The 17,400-nt window shown below is 60.9% G+C and carries 17 protein-coding genes; 8 read left to right on the top strand and 9 right to left on the bottom strand.

Going from position 1 to position 17,400, the window contains the following annotated elements; translation table 11 throughout:
- The first annotated feature begins 38 nt into the window (after positions 1–38).
- Positions 39–1,142, top strand: a complete 1,104-nt coding sequence (locus tag NW841_RS02340; protein ID WP_414372248.1) for an alpha/beta fold hydrolase — start codon at positions 39–41, stop codon at positions 1,140–1,142.
- A 122-nt stretch (positions 1,143–1,264) separates the two neighbouring features.
- Here NW841_RS02340 and NW841_RS02335 read toward each other — a convergent pair whose 3' ends face one another.
- The 3 genes from NW841_RS02335 to rimP form a co-directional block, all read right to left on the bottom strand.
- Entirely contained in the window at positions 1,265–1,912 is a 648-nt protein-coding gene (locus NW841_RS02335) for a flavin prenyltransferase UbiX (RefSeq protein WP_414363932.1), read from the bottom strand.
- 55 nt (positions 1,913–1,967) lie between these two features.
- Positions 1,968–3,335 (bottom strand): transcription termination factor NusA, encoded by a 1,368-nt coding sequence (gene nusA, locus NW841_RS02330; RefSeq protein WP_414363931.1) that lies wholly within the window; start codon positions 3,333–3,335, stop codon positions 1,968–1,970.
- Positions 3,336–3,494: 159 nt separating this feature from the next.
- Positions 3,495–3,968 carry a ribosome maturation factor RimP gene (rimP, locus tag NW841_RS02325; RefSeq protein WP_414363930.1) on the bottom strand — a complete coding sequence of 158 codons (474 nt, stop codon included), beginning with the start codon at positions 3,966–3,968 and terminating at the stop codon, positions 3,495–3,497.
- A gap of 318 nt (positions 3,969–4,286) precedes the next feature.
- Here rimP and NW841_RS02320 point away from each other — a divergent pair, with 318 nt between their 5' ends.
- Entirely contained in the window at positions 4,287–4,802 is a 516-nt protein-coding gene (locus tag NW841_RS02320) for a TIGR02652 family protein (RefSeq protein ID WP_414372246.1), read from the top strand.
- A 168-nt stretch (positions 4,803–4,970) separates the two neighbouring features.
- On the opposite strand, the gene NW841_RS02315 is transcribed toward NW841_RS02320, so the two are convergent.
- The gene (locus NW841_RS02315; RefSeq protein WP_414385177.1) at positions 4,971–5,834 is read right to left on the bottom strand and encodes an arginase family protein; all 864 of its coding nucleotides are present in this window, start codon (positions 5,832–5,834) and stop codon (positions 4,971–4,973) included.
- Between the two features lie 222 nt (positions 5,835–6,056).
- On the opposite strand from NW841_RS02315, the gene NW841_RS02310 reads away from it, so the two are divergent.
- Positions 6,057–6,491 (top strand): photosystem I reaction center subunit II PsaD, encoded by a 435-nt coding sequence (locus tag NW841_RS02310; protein ID WP_414363927.1) that lies wholly within the window; start codon positions 6,057–6,059, stop codon positions 6,489–6,491.
- 245 nt (positions 6,492–6,736) lie between these two features.
- On the opposite strand, the gene NW841_RS02305 is transcribed toward NW841_RS02310, so the two are convergent.
- Positions 6,737–7,345 carry a peroxiredoxin gene (locus tag NW841_RS02305; protein WP_414363926.1) on the bottom strand — a complete coding sequence of 203 codons (609 nt, stop codon included), beginning with the start codon at positions 7,343–7,345 and terminating at the stop codon, positions 6,737–6,739.
- A gap of 153 nt (positions 7,346–7,498) precedes the next feature.
- Here NW841_RS02305 and NW841_RS02300 point away from each other — a divergent pair, with 153 nt between their 5' ends.
- The gene (locus NW841_RS02300) at positions 7,499–7,753 is read left to right on the top strand and encodes a hypothetical protein (RefSeq protein WP_414376824.1); all 255 of its coding nucleotides are present in this window, start codon (positions 7,499–7,501) and stop codon (positions 7,751–7,753) included.
- A gap of 1 nt (position 7,754) precedes the next feature.
- Here the strand turns inward: NW841_RS02300 and NW841_RS02295 are convergent, their stop codons facing one another.
- Entirely contained in the window at positions 7,755–8,030 is a 276-nt protein-coding gene (locus tag NW841_RS02295) for a DUF1830 domain-containing protein (RefSeq protein ID WP_414363923.1), read from the bottom strand.
- A gap of 249 nt (positions 8,031–8,279) precedes the next feature.
- Here NW841_RS02295 and glpX point away from each other — a divergent pair, with 249 nt between their 5' ends.
- From glpX to typA, 4 genes are all read left to right on the top strand, one after another.
- A complete protein-coding gene (glpX, locus tag NW841_RS02290; RefSeq protein WP_414376826.1) occupies positions 8,280–9,323 on the top strand; it encodes a class II fructose-bisphosphatase in 1,044 nt (347 codons plus the stop codon).
- Between the two features lie 313 nt (positions 9,324–9,636).
- Complete coding sequence (locus tag NW841_RS02285) at positions 9,637–10,932, top strand: glutamyl-tRNA reductase (RefSeq protein WP_414372242.1); 1,296 nt, start codon at positions 9,637–9,639, stop codon at positions 10,930–10,932.
- 104 nt (positions 10,933–11,036) lie between these two features.
- Positions 11,037–11,144 (top strand): photosystem II reaction center protein Ycf12/Psb30, encoded by a 108-nt coding sequence (psb30, locus tag NW841_RS02280; RefSeq protein ID WP_414363921.1) that lies wholly within the window; start codon positions 11,037–11,039, stop codon positions 11,142–11,144.
- Between the two features lie 186 nt (positions 11,145–11,330).
- The gene (typA, locus tag NW841_RS02275; protein ID WP_414385175.1) at positions 11,331–13,148 is read left to right on the top strand and encodes a translational GTPase TypA; all 1,818 of its coding nucleotides are present in this window, start codon (positions 11,331–11,333) and stop codon (positions 13,146–13,148) included.
- A 9-nt stretch (positions 13,149–13,157) separates the two neighbouring features.
- Here typA and NW841_RS02270 read toward each other — a convergent pair whose 3' ends face one another.
- From NW841_RS02270 to NW841_RS02260, 3 genes are all read right to left on the bottom strand, one after another.
- Positions 13,158–15,278 (bottom strand): M48 family metalloprotease, encoded by a 2,121-nt coding sequence (locus NW841_RS02270; RefSeq protein WP_414385174.1) that lies wholly within the window; start codon positions 15,276–15,278, stop codon positions 13,158–13,160.
- A 32-nt stretch (positions 15,279–15,310) separates the two neighbouring features.
- Entirely contained in the window at positions 15,311–16,630 is a 1,320-nt protein-coding gene (locus NW841_RS02265) for a competence/damage-inducible protein A (RefSeq protein ID WP_414385173.1), read from the bottom strand.
- Between the two features lie 80 nt (positions 16,631–16,710).
- Positions 16,711–17,205, bottom strand: coding sequence for an N-acetyltransferase family protein (locus tag NW841_RS02260; RefSeq protein ID WP_414338073.1), 495 nt, complete (start codon positions 17,203–17,205; stop codon positions 16,711–16,713).
- Positions 17,206–17,400 lie beyond the last annotated feature (195 nt).

Genomic DNA, 17,400 nt, shown 5'->3' with positions numbered 1-17,400 from the left:
CACTCTAGACGCCCCGAAGCAGCCCCTAAGTTCGGTCTATGCTGGTGGAGATGGGCCTGTTGTTGTCACACGCTCCTCCCTTGCCTGAACCCAACTCTTCTCCCTCTGCTGCTGTCGGCGGGGCAAGCTCCCCTCCCCTCGCGCCGCCCCCCTCTTCGGTTGGCAACAGGGATCCCCTTGCCGTGCTCCCTCGCTATGGCCATTCCCAAACCTGGCTCTGGCGTGGCTGGTCTATCCATTTCACCTACACCCCCAGTCGCGCCCAAACCTCCAAGGGCCAGGTGAACTTGACGACGGCTCCGGCCATCTTGATCCATGGCTTGGGAGCCTCGGTGGGCCATTGGCGCCATAACATTGTTCCCTTGGGATCCCAGCGCCCCGTCTATGCCCTTGACTTGCTGGGATTTGGGAAAAGCGCCAAGCCGGAGATCGCCTACAGCGTCGATCTGTGGGTGGAGCAGGTGTACGAGTTTTGGTATGCCCACATCCAACAGCCCAGCATCCTGGTGGGCCACTCCATCGGCGGGTTGGTGGGGGTGATCGCGGCTGCCCGTTATCCTCAGATGGTGAAGGGCCTGTGCTTAATCAGTTGTGCCGATGGGCCCCACCCGGAAGAATTGCCCTCTCCCTGGGATGCCCTGGTTCAAGCCCTCTGCGAAGGGATCCTGGCTGTTTTGGGTTGCCCGCTCACCTATCCCCATTTGTTTAACTGGCTGCGACAAACCGAGGTGCTGCGGGCTTGGATCAAAAACGTCTACAAGCGAGACGAGCAGGTGGACGACGAGCTGGTGCAGATCTTCCAGAGGCCTGCCTTTGAGCCGGGGGCAGCCCACGTGTTTTTGGATAGCCTGAGAGCCATCCTCTGCCGTCGCTTCGACAGCCCCAAGCGCCTGTTGCCCACCCTCAAAATGCCGATTTTGCTCCTCTGGGGCCAAGAAGATCCGGCGGTGCCCAGCTTTTTGGCAGACCAATTCAAGCGCTGGCAGCCGGCTCTTACGTTGGTGAAGCTGCCAGGGGTAGGCCACTGTGCTCACGACGAGCTGCCCCACTGGGTCAACACCCTCATCAGCGAGTGGGCAGCGAGCCTGGAGACTTGCCCCGACTTGTCCACCCACCTTCGCAGGGATCCCGCGGCTGACTAGTCCAGCCAGTTGCCCTGCCAAGGTTCAGCAGTGTCCTCCCTGCTATCAGTGAAACCTTATGATCGCGCCAGGTGGGAACCTCCCTCTCCCGGTGGGAAAGGGGTTAGGGCCAAGGGATCCCTTTAGTCCTCTGGGGGCAGCTTGAGGATCTGACGCTGACGCATCCCCTGCCAGCGCTGGATGAGGTCGCTGTCGATGCCAAACTGATCCAGGGCCTTCACCACCACAAAGTCCACCAAGTCCAAGAGCGTACGCGGCTGGTGGTACCAGGCTGGAATGGCCGGCACGATGCGCGCTCCCGCCTCCGCCAGGGTGGTCAGGTTGCGCAGGTGAATGAGACTAAAGGGGGTTTCCCGCGGCACGATGACCAGGCGGCGGCCTTCTTTGAGCTGCACGTCAGCCGCCCGCTCCAGCAGGTCAGAGCTTAGCCCCGCTGCCAACTTGGCTACTGTGCCCATGCTGCATGGGATCACCAACATCCCCTGCGTACGGTAGGAGCCGCTGGCGATGGTTGCCCCCACATCTTGCCAGCGGTGGCAGACCAGGGATCCGCCCTCACTTTCGGCCTGCTGCCGCCAAAATTGGGCCTGCCGCTGGGGATCCGCTGGCAACGGCACCCCTTGCTCCCCTTGCCACACCTGATAGGCTGCTTTGGAGGCCACCACCTCGACGCGGTAATCCAGGCTGAGCAGAACGTGCAAGGCACGCACGGCATAGAGCATCCCGGAGGCGCCCGATATACCAAGGATGATCGGCTGGGAGGAGTTCAAGGGCAGGCGGGAAGGGTCTTTACCTCAGTTTACCGACTGCCGAGGCCCCTCGGCTCTAGGCCTTGGGCTGGGCGATGTCGAACTCGGCGTCGTAGTCGAAGTCCTCGTCTTCCTCGACCCAGTCTTCCTCCAGCCTATCGTCCTCTGCCAGCTCCTCCTCTAGGCGGAGCTTCTCTGGGTACTCCTCGTCCAGCCCCAAAGCGGCTCGCTCTTCCCGCCTCCTGAAGCGCTCCAAAGCCGCTGGCGTGATGAAGGGATAGGGCAGCCCCTGCGCTTGCGCCTCCTCCAGCGCTGCCCGGTAGCTCTCCACTTCCTTGATGTCGATTTTCCAGCCAGTGAGACGGGCGGCCAGGCGCACATTTTGCCCCTCTTTCCCGATGGCCAGGCTGAGCTGGTCGCTGGTCACCAGCACGTGGGCCTGTTGGATCTCCGGATCCACCAGCCGCACCTCCACCACCTTAGCTGGGCTGAGGGCGTTGGCAATGTAGGTGGCGGGATCCGGTGACCAACGGATAACGTCAATTTTCTCGTTGCGCAGCTCCGCCACCACCGCCTGAATGCGGGATCCCCTCGCCCCGATACAGGCCCCTACCGGATCCACGTCTCGCTCCACCGTATCGACGGCAATCTTGGTGCGCGGCCCCACGTTGCGGGAAGGTGGGTTGGCCTCCCTCGCCACTGCCACGATGCGCACAATATCCTCTTCGATCTCCGGTACCTCGTTGGCAAACAGGTTCACCACCAAGCCGGCATCAGCCCGGGAAACCAAAAGCTGCGGCCCCCGCCGGGATCCCTCATAGACCTTTTTGAGATAGACCTTCATCACGGCGTTAGGGACGTAGCGGTCACTGGCCAACTGCTCCTTCTTGGGTAGCTCGGCTTCCACCTCGGGCCGCCCAAAACCGCTGGATACCGCCATGATCACCGTCTGTCGTTCCGTGCGCAGCACCCGTGCCTGCAACACGGTGTTTTCCAGGTCGCGGAACTCTTCTTGAATCAGGCGGCGCTGCTGGTCACGCAACTTCTGGGCCAGCACCTGCTTGGTTTGGATGGCCGCCATGCGGCCAAATTCCGCCTGTTGGGGAGTGACGTCATTGGTGACTTCCCAGCCGACTTCGGCTTCCGGGTAGTCCTGCTGCACGTCGTACAGAGAGATTTCGTGATCTGGATCCCGTACCTCCTCGACAATGGTTTTAGTGGCCAAAATGCGAAAGCCCCCTGCCTCCACATCCAACTCCACATCGAAGTTGCGGAAGTGGTCTTCTTCAAAGACAACATCTCGCTGAATGGTTTTGCGGTAGCGTTCGTAGCCCTTGAGCAGCGCCTCCCGCAAGGCATTAGTGACCACATGGCGGGGCAAGTTGCGCTCCCGCGAAATCATCTCCACCATTTCTGCCAAACCGGGCAGAGGCACCATCGACATAAGCTGTTGTCCTCCTAATGCAACTTAAGCTGGGATGAAACTGCTATCACGGTTGCTCCGCAATCCTGACGGGAAATGCATCGTCGCACAGCAGGTAGCTCCGACGCGAAGACAAGGCAACCCACTTCGCGGCCGAACGTCCTCTCTATCCCCATTCCTCTACTCGGTTTCCGCCTCTGAGAGGACAACCCGCTGCACCGAAGCGCGGGGCAACTGCACGCGCCGCCCCTTGAGGGATAGGGCAACGTTCTCCTCATCCCGACCCAGCAGATGCCCTGACCAGACAGCTTTGCCCTTGTAGGGGGGATCCACCGTCACTTCCACCGCAAACCCTTTGAAAACCACAAAGTCGCGGTCGCTAATGAGGAGGTTGCTGATGCCGGGGCTGGAGACCTCCAGCACATAATGGCCGGGGATCAGATCCACCCGATCCAGCTCCACTTCCAAGGCCTGGCTCATGGCTTCGCAATCGGCATGGCTGGTTTCCTGCTCCGGATCCAGCGGACGGATGTCCACCCGCAGCACTGGCGGATACTGGTTGGTGTGAAAAACCATCTGTACCAATTCGTACCCCAGTCGAGCGGCCAAAGGACGGGCCAAGCTCTCCAACTGCGGGATAAGAGGGTGAACCATAGCCAACTCATCGCCAACTCGGTGTAACGGCCAGATCCCAGCCCATCGAAGCTGGAGTCGGCAGCGGGGGCATCTTTCCCCTAAAAAAGCAAAGAAGTGGGTGCTACCCACTCCCCGTTGTCATTGCGGAGATTCTTGGGAATCTACCTGCCGTTGCGGGGGGCTTTGGGCAGGCTTTTTCCTCAACTGTCATCTTAGAATATCTTGTCGGATTTGGCCAGAGGGATCTCTGTAAGCCAGATCTGCAAAAGGCCACATCTATAATGTGGACAGCCGCGGATTTGCCCAGACACCCAGCCGCATTCTGTGGGGTTTCCTATGACTGTTGCTTTTTCCTATCCCATCTTTGGCCCCAGCATTCAATGCCCCCACTGTCGGCAGACGATTGCGGCCCTTACCCTGACCGACACCTACCTCTGCCATCGCCACGGCGCCTTTGAGGCAGATCCCGAGCAAGAAGAGCTGGTTCACCTGCAATCAGGACGGCGTTGGCGCCTCTGGGAAGGCCGCTGGTACCGCCAGCACACCCATGCCGATGGGATCCGCTTCGAGATTCACGAAGAGCTGGATCGTCTGCGCATGCAGGGGATGCGGGCCACACAGGTGATTGTGGCTGAGCGCTACCGCCCCTTGCTTACCCCCTATCTGGAGCAGGGATCCCACCGGCGCCCCGGCCCACCCCGCCTCTACGGCCTGCCGGTTAGTTTCAGCTCCCAGCTGCCTGAAGGAGCCGGTGGACCACCGCAGCGCTGGCGAGTGATCAACTTCGAGCTGATCTGCGAGCTGGATCCGGCCATGCGACAGCCGCAATCCCGGCTGCAGTGCTGTGACTAGCCTTCCTGGGATCCCTCCTCTAAATGGGGGGAGGCTATACCCCAGTAGTTGACACTTCCCCAGCTCAAGTTGGGGGATTCTTACGCAGTCCACAAACTCATAAAGACGTTGTCAAACTGCCTCTACACAGTTCTTTGAGGCGGAACCCCAAGGTTCTGCTGACCTTCTTCAAGCCGTCCGGGCAGATTGGGGTTGGGGGGGCAGCTTTAGGGAGTAGAGGCCGTAGCAGGCCAGCAGCCAATTCAGCAGTCGGGCCACCACGCGGGCAGTTGGCCGCGTTGCGGATCCCACCGCCACTCCCCCCAGAGAAAGGCCGATCACAGGGCGGGCGGCGAAGATAGCCTCACAGGTCTGCAACAGTTGAAACCAACTCAGCCCCCCCGGTTCCGGGTGGTGCACCGCCGGTACCAAAGAAGGATCCAGCACACTGCAGTCCACCACCAAAAACACCGGCTGCTCCGGCAAAGCCTCCACCACCTGCTGCGGATCCCAGCCATCCTGGGCCCAGAAGATCGGGCTGGAGTGTTTTTTGAGCCAGGCGTAGGCGCGGGCACTGCCGCTGCGCAGCCCCACATGCACCACCGGCAGCCTATGCTGGTAGAGCAACTCCACCCAGGCGGCGTTGCCGTAGCCCACATCTTGATCCGGCTGGGTCATCTCCGCGGGCGGCATCAGGTTGGCATGGGCACTGCAATGCACCACACTTAGGGCGAGGTAGTGCTTCCAAAGGGCACGAATGGCCCCCCAACTGGCAGCCAACACCGAGGGCAGCAGCACCGGCCACTGTTGCCGTCGCCAAGCCTGAATAACCGCCGCCTCACACATGCCGTAGGGCGGCTCATCCACCAGCCCCGGCAACTGCGCCACTGCTATCTCGTCCACATTGATCCCCAACCGCGGCTCAAAAGCACACAGCTCAGCACCGGCGTTGAGGATGGCCATTGGCGCCTGCGTATCTGGGCCAAAGGCAGTGGGAATGAGAACCACCCTGGCGTTGGCCTGGGAACTGGGATGGAGGGACCACTGGGCCATGGGCGTCGTTCCTGTTCCGAAGATAGGGGGGTCTCTGGACTGCTTCTATGGTGGCTCACAGGATGGACCGAGATCTGGCCGCGCTGGATCTGCTACGAAAAATTACAGTTCCTGACCTAGCCTGGGGTCAAAAATCGGGTCGATGGTAGATTCAAAGTGCTCCGCGCCGCAACTCCAAGCGCGGCCTAACAACGCAAACGACAACGAGCGAGAAGGTAGGCTATGGCTGTGATGGAAGGCGATCCCCGTCAGGGGGCAAAGTTGCCCCTATTCGGGGGATCCACCGGAGGGCTGTTGAGCGCAGCCGAAACCGAGGAAAAATACGTGATCACCTGGACAGGCAAGCCGGGGCAAGTGTTTGAAATGCCCACCGGCGGCGCTGCCGAGATGGTGGAGGGCAAAAACTATCTCACCTTCGCCCGCAAAGAGCAGTGCTTGGCTCTCGGCGCCCAGTTGATCTCCGAGTTCAAGATCAAGGACTACCAGATCTTCCGCATCCCGGCGGGTGGACAGCCAGAACTGGTGCATCCCAAAGATGGTGTCTTTCCCGAGAAGGTCAATGAGGGCCGCCAGCCTATCGGCAAGGTGGATCACAACATCGGCAAGAACAAAGAGCCAGTTACCTACAAATTCACCAACGGGAAGCCCTGGGACTAATTCCGGCGACCTTTGTCTTTCTGCCTTGTTGGATCCCCTGGCTAGTTCAGGGGATCTTTTCCACCGGCAACCGGTTTGAAAGGGTTCAGCGCTGTTAGCCCTCACCCCCCGCCCCTCTCTCCGAGGAAGAGAGGAGGCGGAAGGTCATGTTGGGAAGAGTCGGATCTTTTGTCGGACTGCCTTTGGCCAAAAAAGCTCCAGCAAAGCTGGAGCTGTACCTGCACCCTGACAGGCCCTGGGCAAGCCTACTTGGCAATTGCCGCGAAGAACTCCTTGGATTTCACCGGGTCGGGGTTCATCGTTCTCTGGCCGGGCTGCCAGTTGGCCGGGCAAACTTCATCGGGGTGAGCTTGCACGTACTGGATAGCCTGCAGGGTGCGCAAGGTTTCATCCACGCTGCGGCCAAAGGCCAGGTTGTTGATGGTGGCATGCTGGATGATCCCTTCTTTGTCGATGATGAACAGGCCGCGCAAAGCCACACCTGCCGCCGGATCCAAAACATTGTAGGCGGCGCTTATCTCTTTCTTGAGGTCGGAGACCAGCGGATACCTCAGCTCGCCCACCCCGCCGGCTTTGCGGTCGGTTTGAATCCAGGCCAGGTGAGAGTATTCGCTATCCACCGAGACGCCGAGGATCTCCGTATCCAACTTGGCAAACTCGTCGTAGCGATCGCTGAAAGCTGTGATCTCCGTCGGGCAGACGAAGGTGAAGTCCAGGGGGTAGAAGAACAGCACCACATACTTCTTGCCCCTGTAGTCGGAGAGCCTGACCGTCTTGAATTCCATGTCGTAGACGGCAGTGGCCGAAAAATCGGGAGCGGGCTGCCCCACCCGCAGACATCCTTCCTGAGACATCAGTCGACGCTCCTTACGGTAAAGTACAAATGTAAACCAAACCTAACATACCATACTCATAATGACTTTGGCTTGCCAGTCGGCCAGACTGGAGCCCTGGGATCCCCTTTCTTTCTCGTCGCTGGGCTCTGCCAGGTCAGGGAGTCGCTTGCCATGAGGGTGGCGCTAGAGTTCCTCTACCACTTCTGTTGTGACCGCTGCCGGCGGTGGTGGAGCCAAGCGGACGTGGAGCCCCAGCCAGGGGATCGCCTCTATTGCCCCTATTGCGGCTTTCAAAATTGCATAGAAGGCATCGACACCTTCCGCGACGCCGCACGGGGCAGTTGCCTGACCCGTCCCCCCGATGCTCCTTCTGCCAAGCTGCCCAGAATCGGGGATCGGCCTCAGGATCTGGGATCCCCAAGCTGATCTAGCCGTTCACCGCATCCGCCAAGCTGCCCAGGTGGGGAGGCAGCCAGGAGTGGGATTCGGCCTCCGGCAGCGAAGAATCCAAGAGCGAGTGGCAGGGGTGGCGCTCTTCCAAAAGGGTGGTAGAACAGCAGCAGCTATAAACCTCCAGGTAGTCGTCCGGCTCTGCCTCGAAAATGGCATACTGGCCGGGGAAGAGGGTGCGCTCCCAGTGGCCGGGAATTGTTCGGATGACCTGAACCTGCTGAGAACGGTTGACGAAAACGTATCTTTTCATTGCGTTTTTTTAATCGCCTTAAGAAAAACTTATTGGCTTTAAGACAGGCTATCACCCTTGATCCCCAGCCGACAATAGCCAACGAGCAAGACGGGGATCGCTCTTTCTGCTTGACTTTGGGCGATTTGTTTTCTCAGCTTATGAAAGCTTAGGGAAGGGGATCCCGAGAAGAAGCCCGCCTGGTAAACTGAGGGGAAGAGTCTGAAGATATCCTTAAGTTGGCCTTCATCAGTACCAAGGGGGCACGCCGTGGACAACAAGTTGGGGCTAGAGATCATCGAAGTGGTGGAGCAGGCTGCCATCGCCGCGGCCCGCTGGATGGGCAAAGGCGACAACAAGACTGCCGATCAGGTGGCCGTCGAGGCCATGCGGGAGAAACTGAACCAGATCCCCATGCGTGGCCGCATCGTCATTGGGGAGGGAACCCGCGATGAGGCCCCCATGCTCTACATCGGGGAAGAGGTGGGCATCTGTACCCGTCCGGACGCCGAGCAGTTCTGCCGCGTGGAAGAGCTGGTGGAAATTGATATTGCCGTGGATCCCTGCGAGGGGACCAACCTGGTGGCCAAGGGCCAAAATGGCTCCATGGCGGTGCTGGCCATCTCCGAGAAAGGCGGCCTGCTGCACGCGCCGGACATCTACATGCAGAAGCTGGCGGCTCCTCCTCAGGCTAAGGGCAAGGTACATCTCGACTATCCGCCGGAAAAGAATCTTCGGATCATCGCCGAAAGCCTGGATCGGGAGGTCTCAGATCTAACGGTAGTGGTGATGGATCGCAAGCGCCACGTCGATCTCATCCGCCAAATCCGGGAGGCAGGGGCGCGGGTGAAGCTGATTACCGACGGCGACATCTCGGCGGCCCTCTCGGCAGGCTTCAACGGCACCGGCATTCATGCTCTCATGGGAATCGGGGCGGCTCCTGAAGGGGTGATCTCAGCAGCGGCGCTGCGCTGCTTGGGCGCCCACTTCCAGGGGCGTCTAATCTACGACCCCGAGGTGGTGCAGGCGGGCACCTACCTGCCACCGGTGGAAGAGACACGACGGCAACTGAAAGAACAGGGCATTGAGGATCCCGACAAGGTGTGGGAATGCGAAGAGCTGGCCAGCGGCAAGGAAGTACTCTTTGCCGCCACCGGGATTACCGATGGCGACCTGATGCGCGGGGTGCGCTTCTTCGGCGGTGGGGCCCGCACCGAGACCTTGGTGATCTCCAGCCAGTCCCGCACAGTGCGCTTCGTGGATACCATCCACATGAAAGACGGCCAACAGCCCCGCAGCCTGCAACTGCGCTAAAGGATCCCCTGCCTGGGAGATGAGGGCGACTTTCCCTTGGCGAAGGTCGCCCTTCTCGTTGGTCGAACGTTAAAAAATCTATCAAGTTGCAACCCGAGAAAACGTAATAACTCTTCAGCAAAATCCTGCGAAACCGGTTCGATACTGGTCTTAGGGTTTAGGTAGGCTGAGAAAAGTTACCTAAGCTTGCTGGAACCGAGGCAAGGAACTGCCTTGACACCGGTCTCAGCTTAGCCTTCCCGAAAAGGGAGGATTTGCTTTTGTTCAGAGATTTTGCTTTTAATAACTGTTGCTGCACAAACGACGGAGAGGCATGTTTATCGCGGTTGTCGGTCTTAGCCATCGCACAGCTCCTGTGGAGATCCGGGAGCGCCTCAGCATTTCCGAGGCCGAAGTGGGAGAGAGGATCCAGCAGCTCCGTGCCCACCCCCACATTGAGGAAGCGGCGATCCTCAGCACCTGTAACCGGCTGGAGGTTTACATCGTCACCCCAGAAATGGAAAGTGGTGTCCGGCAGACGATGCAGTTTTTGGCGGAGGCAAAAGGGATCCCGCTGCCCCAACTGCGCCCGCACCTGTTTACGCTGCTCTACCAGGATGCAGTGACGCACCTGATGCGGGTGGCCGCCGGGCTGGAGAGCTTGGTGTTGGGAGAGGGGCAGATCCTGTCGCAAGTGAAAAAAGCGCAGCAACTGGGTCAAGCCTGCAACGGCATGGATCGCATCCTCAACCGCCTCTTCAAGGCGGCCATCACCGCCGGCAAGCGCGTCCGCACCGAGACGGGGATCGGCACCGGCGCCATGTCCATCAGCTCGGCAGCGGTGGAGTTGGCGTTGCAGGAGCAGGGATCCCTTTCCCAGGGCAAGGTGACCGTGGTGGGGGCGGGGAGAATGGCCCGCCTGTTGGTGCAGCACCTCCTGGCCAAAGGGGCGGTGGATATTACGGTGGTCAACCGCTCCTTGGAGCGGGCGGAAGCTCTGGCCAAACAGTTTGAGCAGCCGATCCAGGTGTTGCCCTGGGAGGCGCTGTTGAGCAGTGTGGCCGAGTCCAACCTGGTCTTCACCAGCACCGGCGCCACCCAGCCGATCCTCACCTACGAGCAACTGGCGGGGGTGCTGCAGCCGAATCAGCCGCTGCTGTTGGTGGATATCTCGGTGCCCCGCAACATTGATCCCGAGGTGGAAAAGCTAAGAGGGGTACAGGTGTTCAACGTGGATCACCTCTCCCGCATCGTGGAAGAAAACCGCGCCCAGCGGCAAAAGCTGGCCCTGGATGCCGAAGCGTTGATAGAAGAAGAGGTAGAGCAGTTTATGGAGTGGTGGCGTTCCCTAGAGACGGTGCCCACCATTTCCAGCCTGCGCCACAAGGTGGAGTCTATCCGGGAGCAGGAAATGGAGAAAGCCCTCTCCCGCCTGGGCAAAGACTTTGCCGAAAAGCACCTGGAGGTAATCGACGCCCTCACCCGCGGCATCGTCAACAAGATCCTGCACGACCCCATGGTGCAACTGCGGGCCAAACGGGACATCGAGGCGCGGCGCAGGGCTATGCAAATCCTGCAGGAGCTGTTTAACCTCGATCCCCTGCCGTTTCAGGCGCAGCAGGAACGCTAGGGATCCCTGGGCAGTTTCAGGTATTAAAGAATTGTAACAGCTCTCTCATCTCAGGGGAAGGGCTGCCCTTAGGATCCAAAACGTAAGCTCTCGGAGTTGGGGGTATGTTTGGAGAGTACGAAGTGTTCGTGCAGTTGGCGCTGTTGGCCTTGATCGTCCTGGCAGGGCCGGCGGTTATCCTGCTGCTCTACCTGCGCGGCGCGGATATGTAGGTGACCTAGACCGGTTGCCGGCGCAGTTGACAGGATCCCCTGAGGAGGATCGGTCGGCGTTGGTGGGGGAGTTCGCTCTGTTGCTTCCCTATCTCTTAATGTAACGCTTCTTTGCGCTACAGTTATAGAAGCAGCCCTAGGGCAAGCTCGCCTGTAGGGCGCTACTTTATGAGTTGATGATTTTTTATGTCACTCCCCATCCGCAACGTCGCCATCATCGCCCACGTTGACCACGGCAAAACCACCCTTGTGGACGCCCTGTTGCGCCAGGCGGGCACCTTTCGGGAGGGAGAGGACATTCCCGCCTGCGTGCTGGACTGCAACACGCTGGAGCGGGAGCGGGGCATCACCATCCTGGCCAAAAACACAGCCGTCCGCTACGGCGAAACCCTGATTAACATCGTCGATACCCCCGGCCACGCCGACTTTGGCGGGGAGGTAGAGCGGGTGCTGGGCATGGTGGAGGGCTGTCTGTTGGTTGTGGACGCCAACGAAGGCCCGATGCCGCAAACCCGCTTTGTGCTGCGCAAGGCGCTGGAAAAGGGCCTGCGTCCGCTCGTGGTGGTCAACAAAATCGACCGTCCCCGCGCCGAGCCCTACAAAGTTGTCGACAAGGTTCTGGATCTCTTTCTGGAGCTGGGAGCCGACGAAGACCAGTGTGATTTCCCTTACCTATTTGCCTCGGGTCTGCAGGGCTTTGCCCTGGAAGAAGCTGACCTAAAAGCCTTTTTGGAAGGGAGGTACAGCGGCCCGCTGGACATGAAGCCCCTCTTTGAAGCCATCCTCAAGTATGTCCCGCCGCCGATTGGGGATCCGGCCAAGCCGCTGCAACTGCAGGTCACCACGCTGGAGTACTCGGAATACCTGGGCCGGATCGTGATCGGCAAGATCCACAACGGCACCATTCGCCTTGGGGATCAGTTGGCGGTGGTCAAAGAAGATGGGTCGATTGCCAAGGGCAAGGTAACCAAGCTCTTTGGCTTCCAGGGCCTGCAGCGCATCGAGCTCACCGAGGCTACTGCCGGCCACATCGTCGCCGTGGCGGGGTTTGCCGAGGCCAACATCGGCCACACCCTCACTTCTCCCGAAAACCCGCAGGCCCTGCCGCTCATTAAGGTGGACGAGCCAACGCTGCAGGTGATGATCTGCGTCAACGACTCTCCCTTTGCCGGCCAAGAGGGCACCTTTGTTACTTCGCGGCAATTGCGGGAGCGCCTGCTGCGAGAGCTAGAAACCAACGTAGCGCTGCGGGTAGAAGAGACAGATTCCCCCGATCGCTTTTTGGTGTCGGGGCGGGGCGAGCTGCACCTAGGCATTTTGCTGGAGACCATGCGGCGGGAGGGCTACGAGTTTCAGGTGGGTCAGCCGAAGGTGATCTTCCGCGAGGTTAACGGCCAGCCCTACGAGCCCTATGAGTGTTTGGTGCTGGATGTGACGGAATCGACGGTGGGCGCCTGCATTGAACGGCTGGGGCAGCGGCGGGGGGAGATGCAGAACATGATAGTAGGCGCGGACGGACGGGCTCAGTTGGAATTCGTCATCCCGGCCCGAGGGCTGATCGGCTTCCGCAGCGAGTTCGTCCGCATCACCCGCGGCGAGGGGATCATGAGCCACAGCTTTTTGGAGTACCGTCCCCTGACGCCGGGGATTGAGACCCGCCGCAACGGCGTGCTGATTGCCTTTGAAGAGGGGGTGGCCACCACCTATGCCCTGAAAAATGCAGAAGATCGGGGGGTGTTCTTCATTACGCCAGGTACCCGCGTCTACAAGGGCATGATCGTGGGCGAGCACAACCGTCCACAGGACTTGGAGTTGAACGTCTGCAAAACCAAGCAACTGACCAACCACCGGGCTGCCAGCGGGGAAGAGCTGGTGCATTTGCAGGCGCCGGTGGAGATGAACCTGGAGCGAGCGTTGGAATACATCGGTGAGGACGAGCTGGTGGAGATCACGCCGAAGTCGGTGCGCTTGCGCAAGGCACAGTTGACGGCTTCTCGTCGCTAGCGGTCGGCCCTACCACCGTCGCAGGTAGAAGCGCAGGTTGGGGAAGTAAAAGACCCCCCAAATCCCCAGCAGGACAACTCCCAAGCCCAACAAAGCCAGCCACAGGCGGGGGCGGCTGTGGAGCTGCTTGGATCCCGCCTGGACATAGGCCAGATCCACCCAGGCGGTGTTGCCGCGGCGGAACCAGCCCACCACCTTGACCCGCCGGCCCATGAGGGCACGAAGCTGCTTTAGGCCGGAAAAGACATTGCCCACCGGCCCCAGGGGAGAGGTAAAGCGCAGCGGGATCAGCCCGGTGGCATCCTGTAGCTTTAGCTCTGCCCCCAGTTGATAGCCGGCTTGTCCCAAGCCCAGCAGCTCCCCTTCCAGCTCCACTGGCTGACTGCGGCAGGGATCCGCCTCGGGGTCAGCCAGCAAGTGGAGTACATCAGTTGTCTGGGGCGACAGGGATCCGCGGTACATCAACACCGCCTTGGATCCCAGGCCTAGGCCACAGCCCACCACCGCTACCGCAGCAATGACTTTGGGATCGAGGCGATCTTGCAGCAGCAGGTAGAGGATCAGCCCCACCAGCCAACCGACGAGGATCCCGACCACTTCGGCAGCGTAGATGGCCAGATCCAGCCAGAAGCGGCTTTGCAGACGGACCCCATCCAACTTGGATCCAGATCCCAGGCGCAACTCCGGCAGCAGGCGCAGCCGTTGCGCATACTCCGCCAAAACCTGGAAGCGGTGCCCCGGCAACGGATGGCTGGAGTTGACCTGCATCCAGCGGGCCCAGGGGTTGAGCTGATCCCAGAGAAAGACTTGGCCAGCTTGGGCGGGATCCCGCAGGCGGACGGCGGCACTGGCAGCGGCGGTGGTTTTGAAGTCCAAGAAGCTGAACAGTCGGGTGCAGTGCAGCAGCGAAGATGGGCGGCGGTCGTTTTTGTGGGCCTCCTGCAGGCCGGCAGCCGACTTGAGCAGAGCGGCCACCAGCCCGTTGGGGTTGCCCGTGGCCTCCACCGCGAAGTGATCGGCGTGGGAGGTGCCCAGGCGAGAGAGGAAAAACAGCGGGTAGGAAAGCACTGTGTAGATTAGGTAGAGCAGGGGGGCCACATGGCCGATGAGATCCCGCCGTTTGTTCCCCAGTTGGCTCACCTGCTCCAGAGCCAAGTAAACCAGTTGAAGGGGGGATCCCAGCAGAGTCAGGATCAGGATATCGCCGTTGACGATCCGCCCCAGAGCCTGGGCATAGACAGCGGCAATCTCGTCCGGGGCAAGCTGCTGCAACAGGGCCTGGGTGACCACGATGCGGCCGCCATCAGGAAAAGTGCCGTAAACAAAGGCCAGTGGCCCCCCTTCTGGGATCACCCCCAGGCGGGGTTGTTTCAGTTGTTTTTGGGTGCAGAGGCGCTGCAGCAGGCGGGCCGCCTCGGGACTGTGGCGCTCAATTTCCCCCAAGGTGGCCCAGCGCAGCTTGTGCAGCCGCCGGTGTAGGTGATCCATCAGCCAAGGGGCAAAAAACAAAAGGCCGACGCCAAAGTTGACCGCCAGGCTTCCGGCTACCAACCAGCGCAGGCCATTGCGCAGCCAGGGCAGCAACCCTTGCAAAAACCAAAGTTGCCGCGGAAAACTCAGCCGCCCAAAATCCAGGTGGCTGCCCACCAGCACAAAACTCAACCCCCAGAGGAAGAGGATGCCCACCCCCAGGGATCCCCACTTGGCCCAGCGTAGAGAACCGGCCCGCTCCGGCAGGGGGATCCTCAGGCCCAGTTGAGCGGCCCGTTGGCGGCTGGAGAGCGGCTGAGCCTCAGAAGCCGGTTCTGGGGAGGGCGGGGAAGCAGCGGGTTTTTCCACCGTCTGGGGCAGGCGGGGCAGGATTTTTTGGGCCCAGCCCTGCACCTGGGGATCCGGGTGCTGCAGCAGTTCCAGACAAAGCGCCCGCGCCTTCTCCGCCTCGCCCGCCAGATGGTAGGCCCGCACCAGGTTCATCTGGGCCTCCAGGGCCTGGCTGTCGGAGGAGCCTGCCGGGCTCCCCTCTGCTTTGCCCTCCTGACGGAACTGGGCCAAGTAGTCCTCAAGAAGTTGGATGGCCTCTTGAAAGCGGCCCTGCCGCAGCGCCTCTTTGCCCGCCTCCGCAGGATTCATCAACCTGCTCCAAGTCTGTCTGCTCCCCCAGCTTACTCAAGGATCTGGCCTTGCTGAGGTGGATCCCCCGAAAGGGGGTAGCGGAGCAAGCGCCGCCGCAGGCAATCCAACGCCGTCTGGGCGCTCCACCAGCGCACCCCCTCGCGGCCCCGCAGGCTGCCGAAGCGGTACTCGTGGACTTCCACTTTCCCCTCCGGGTCGGCCAAGCCCAGATACACAAGGCCAACCGGCTTGGTGGGGGTACCCCCGTCTGGCCCGGCAATGCCGGTGATGCTCAAGGCCCAGTCGGAGCCGAGGACTTGCTTGGCCCCCAGCGCCATCTGGGCCGCCACCGGCTCGCTCACGGCCCCCTGCTGCTGCAGCGCCGCGGGATCCACCCGCAAGAGCTGCTCCTTGATGCGGTTGTCGTAGGCAACGATCCCCCCAACAAAATAGCGGGAGCTGCCCGGGATCCCGGTTACCAACTGCCCCAGCAGGCCACCGGTGCAGGATTCCGCCACCGCCAGGGTTTGCCGCCGCTGCAGCAGCAACTCCCCCACCACGCTGGCCAAGGTGGCCTCGTCGCTGCCGAAGTAGTCTTCCCCGGAAATCTGTAAAATCTGCTCCACCACCGGGGCAATCAATGCTTCCGCCGCCTCACGCGTGGGGGCACGTCCGGTAACCCGCAGGCGCACCTCCCCCTGGCTGGCGTAGGGAGCGACCGTGGGATTTTCCCCCGCCAGCAGGGATCCCACCCGTTCGGCCAAGGTCGATTCAGGAATGCCCCAGTAGCGCAACACGCGGCTGTAAAACACTTCCTTGCCCCAGCCCAGGGAGCGCAAATAGGGCACAGCCGTCTCCTGCCACATCTGCTGCATCTCCCGCGGCACGCCGGGGAAGGTGAGAATGTGCAGGTCGGGCCGGGGCTGCCAGATGAGGCCACAGGCGCTGCCCAGGGGGTTGGGCAGGACGGTTGCCCCCTGAGGCAAAAAGGCCTGCTTGCGGTTACTGGGCGAGGGCTCCATACCTCGCTGGCCGTACTTTCGCAGAATCTCCTCCCAAACCTGCGGGTGCTCCACCATCTCCACGCCGAAAAAAGAGGCCAGTGCCGAGTGGGTCAGATCATCCGGGGTTGGCCCCAGCCCTCCTGTAATTAAAAGCAGGCTGGAGCGGTTGCAGGCCACCTCCAAAGCATGGTGGATGCGGGCTTCGTTGTCCCCCACCACCGTTTGGTAGTAGTGCGGGATCCCCAGCTTGGCCAACTCGGCTGCCAGGTATTGGGCGTTGGTGTTGGTGATCTCTCCCAAGAGCAACTCTGTACCAATGCAGAGGATCTCAGCCCCTTGGGGAGTGACGGTTTGCGTTGGGCTCATGCTCGGCTCAACCTCGGCTCAGCCGCTAAGTATAGAGGTCTGGATCCCCCTTTCGCGCAGGGATCCCTGGGATCTCTTGCTCAAGAGGGGTAGGGATCCTCGGCCAGCCGAGCCAAAGCTTCCAGCTCAGCACCCACCACGCGGTGCAGGATCCACTCCGGATGTGGCTTGGCACCCAGGCGCCGGTAGAACTCAATTGCTGGCTGGTTCCAGTCCAAAACCATCCACTCCAGCCGCCCATATCCTTTGGCCACTGCCTCCTGGGCCACCCGCGCCAAGAGCGCCTTGCCAATGCCCCTGCCGCGAAACTCCGGCAGCACAAACAAGTCTTCCAGGTAAATCCCCGGTCGGGTGAGGAAGGTGGAAAAGTTGCGAAAGTAGAGGGCAAACCCCACCGCTTGCCCCCCCACTTCTGCCAACAAGGCCGAAGCAAAGGCTTCGGGGCCAAACAGATGCTGTTGCAGCAGCTCGGCGGATCCCGTTACCAGGTGGCTCAGGTGCTCGTACTCGGCCAAAGCGCAGATGAGATCAAACAGAACGGGCACATCCTCAGGCGTGGCAGGACGAATTTCCATACTTTTGCCCGGCTCCACCCACCCTTTTCCTGGAACATCGGCACGGGTACAGACTCCAGCTTATTCTTTTTCCCCAGCGGTTGGAGGCGCGACGTAATGAGGGCAGCGACAGGGGCCCAGGGGTTCACGGCACAGGGCAGATAGGGTGAGCGAGAAAAGTAGCGGCAGGAGGGATCCCAGGCCGAGGTGGGCTGC

The sequence above is a fragment of the Synechococcus sp. H60.3 genome, from assembly GCF_047462295.1.
Lineage (GTDB): Bacteria > Cyanobacteriota > Cyanobacteriia > Thermostichales > Thermostichaceae > Thermostichus.
The sequence above is the reverse complement of the archived record's forward strand: the minus strand, read 5'-3'. Positions and strand labels throughout refer to the sequence as shown.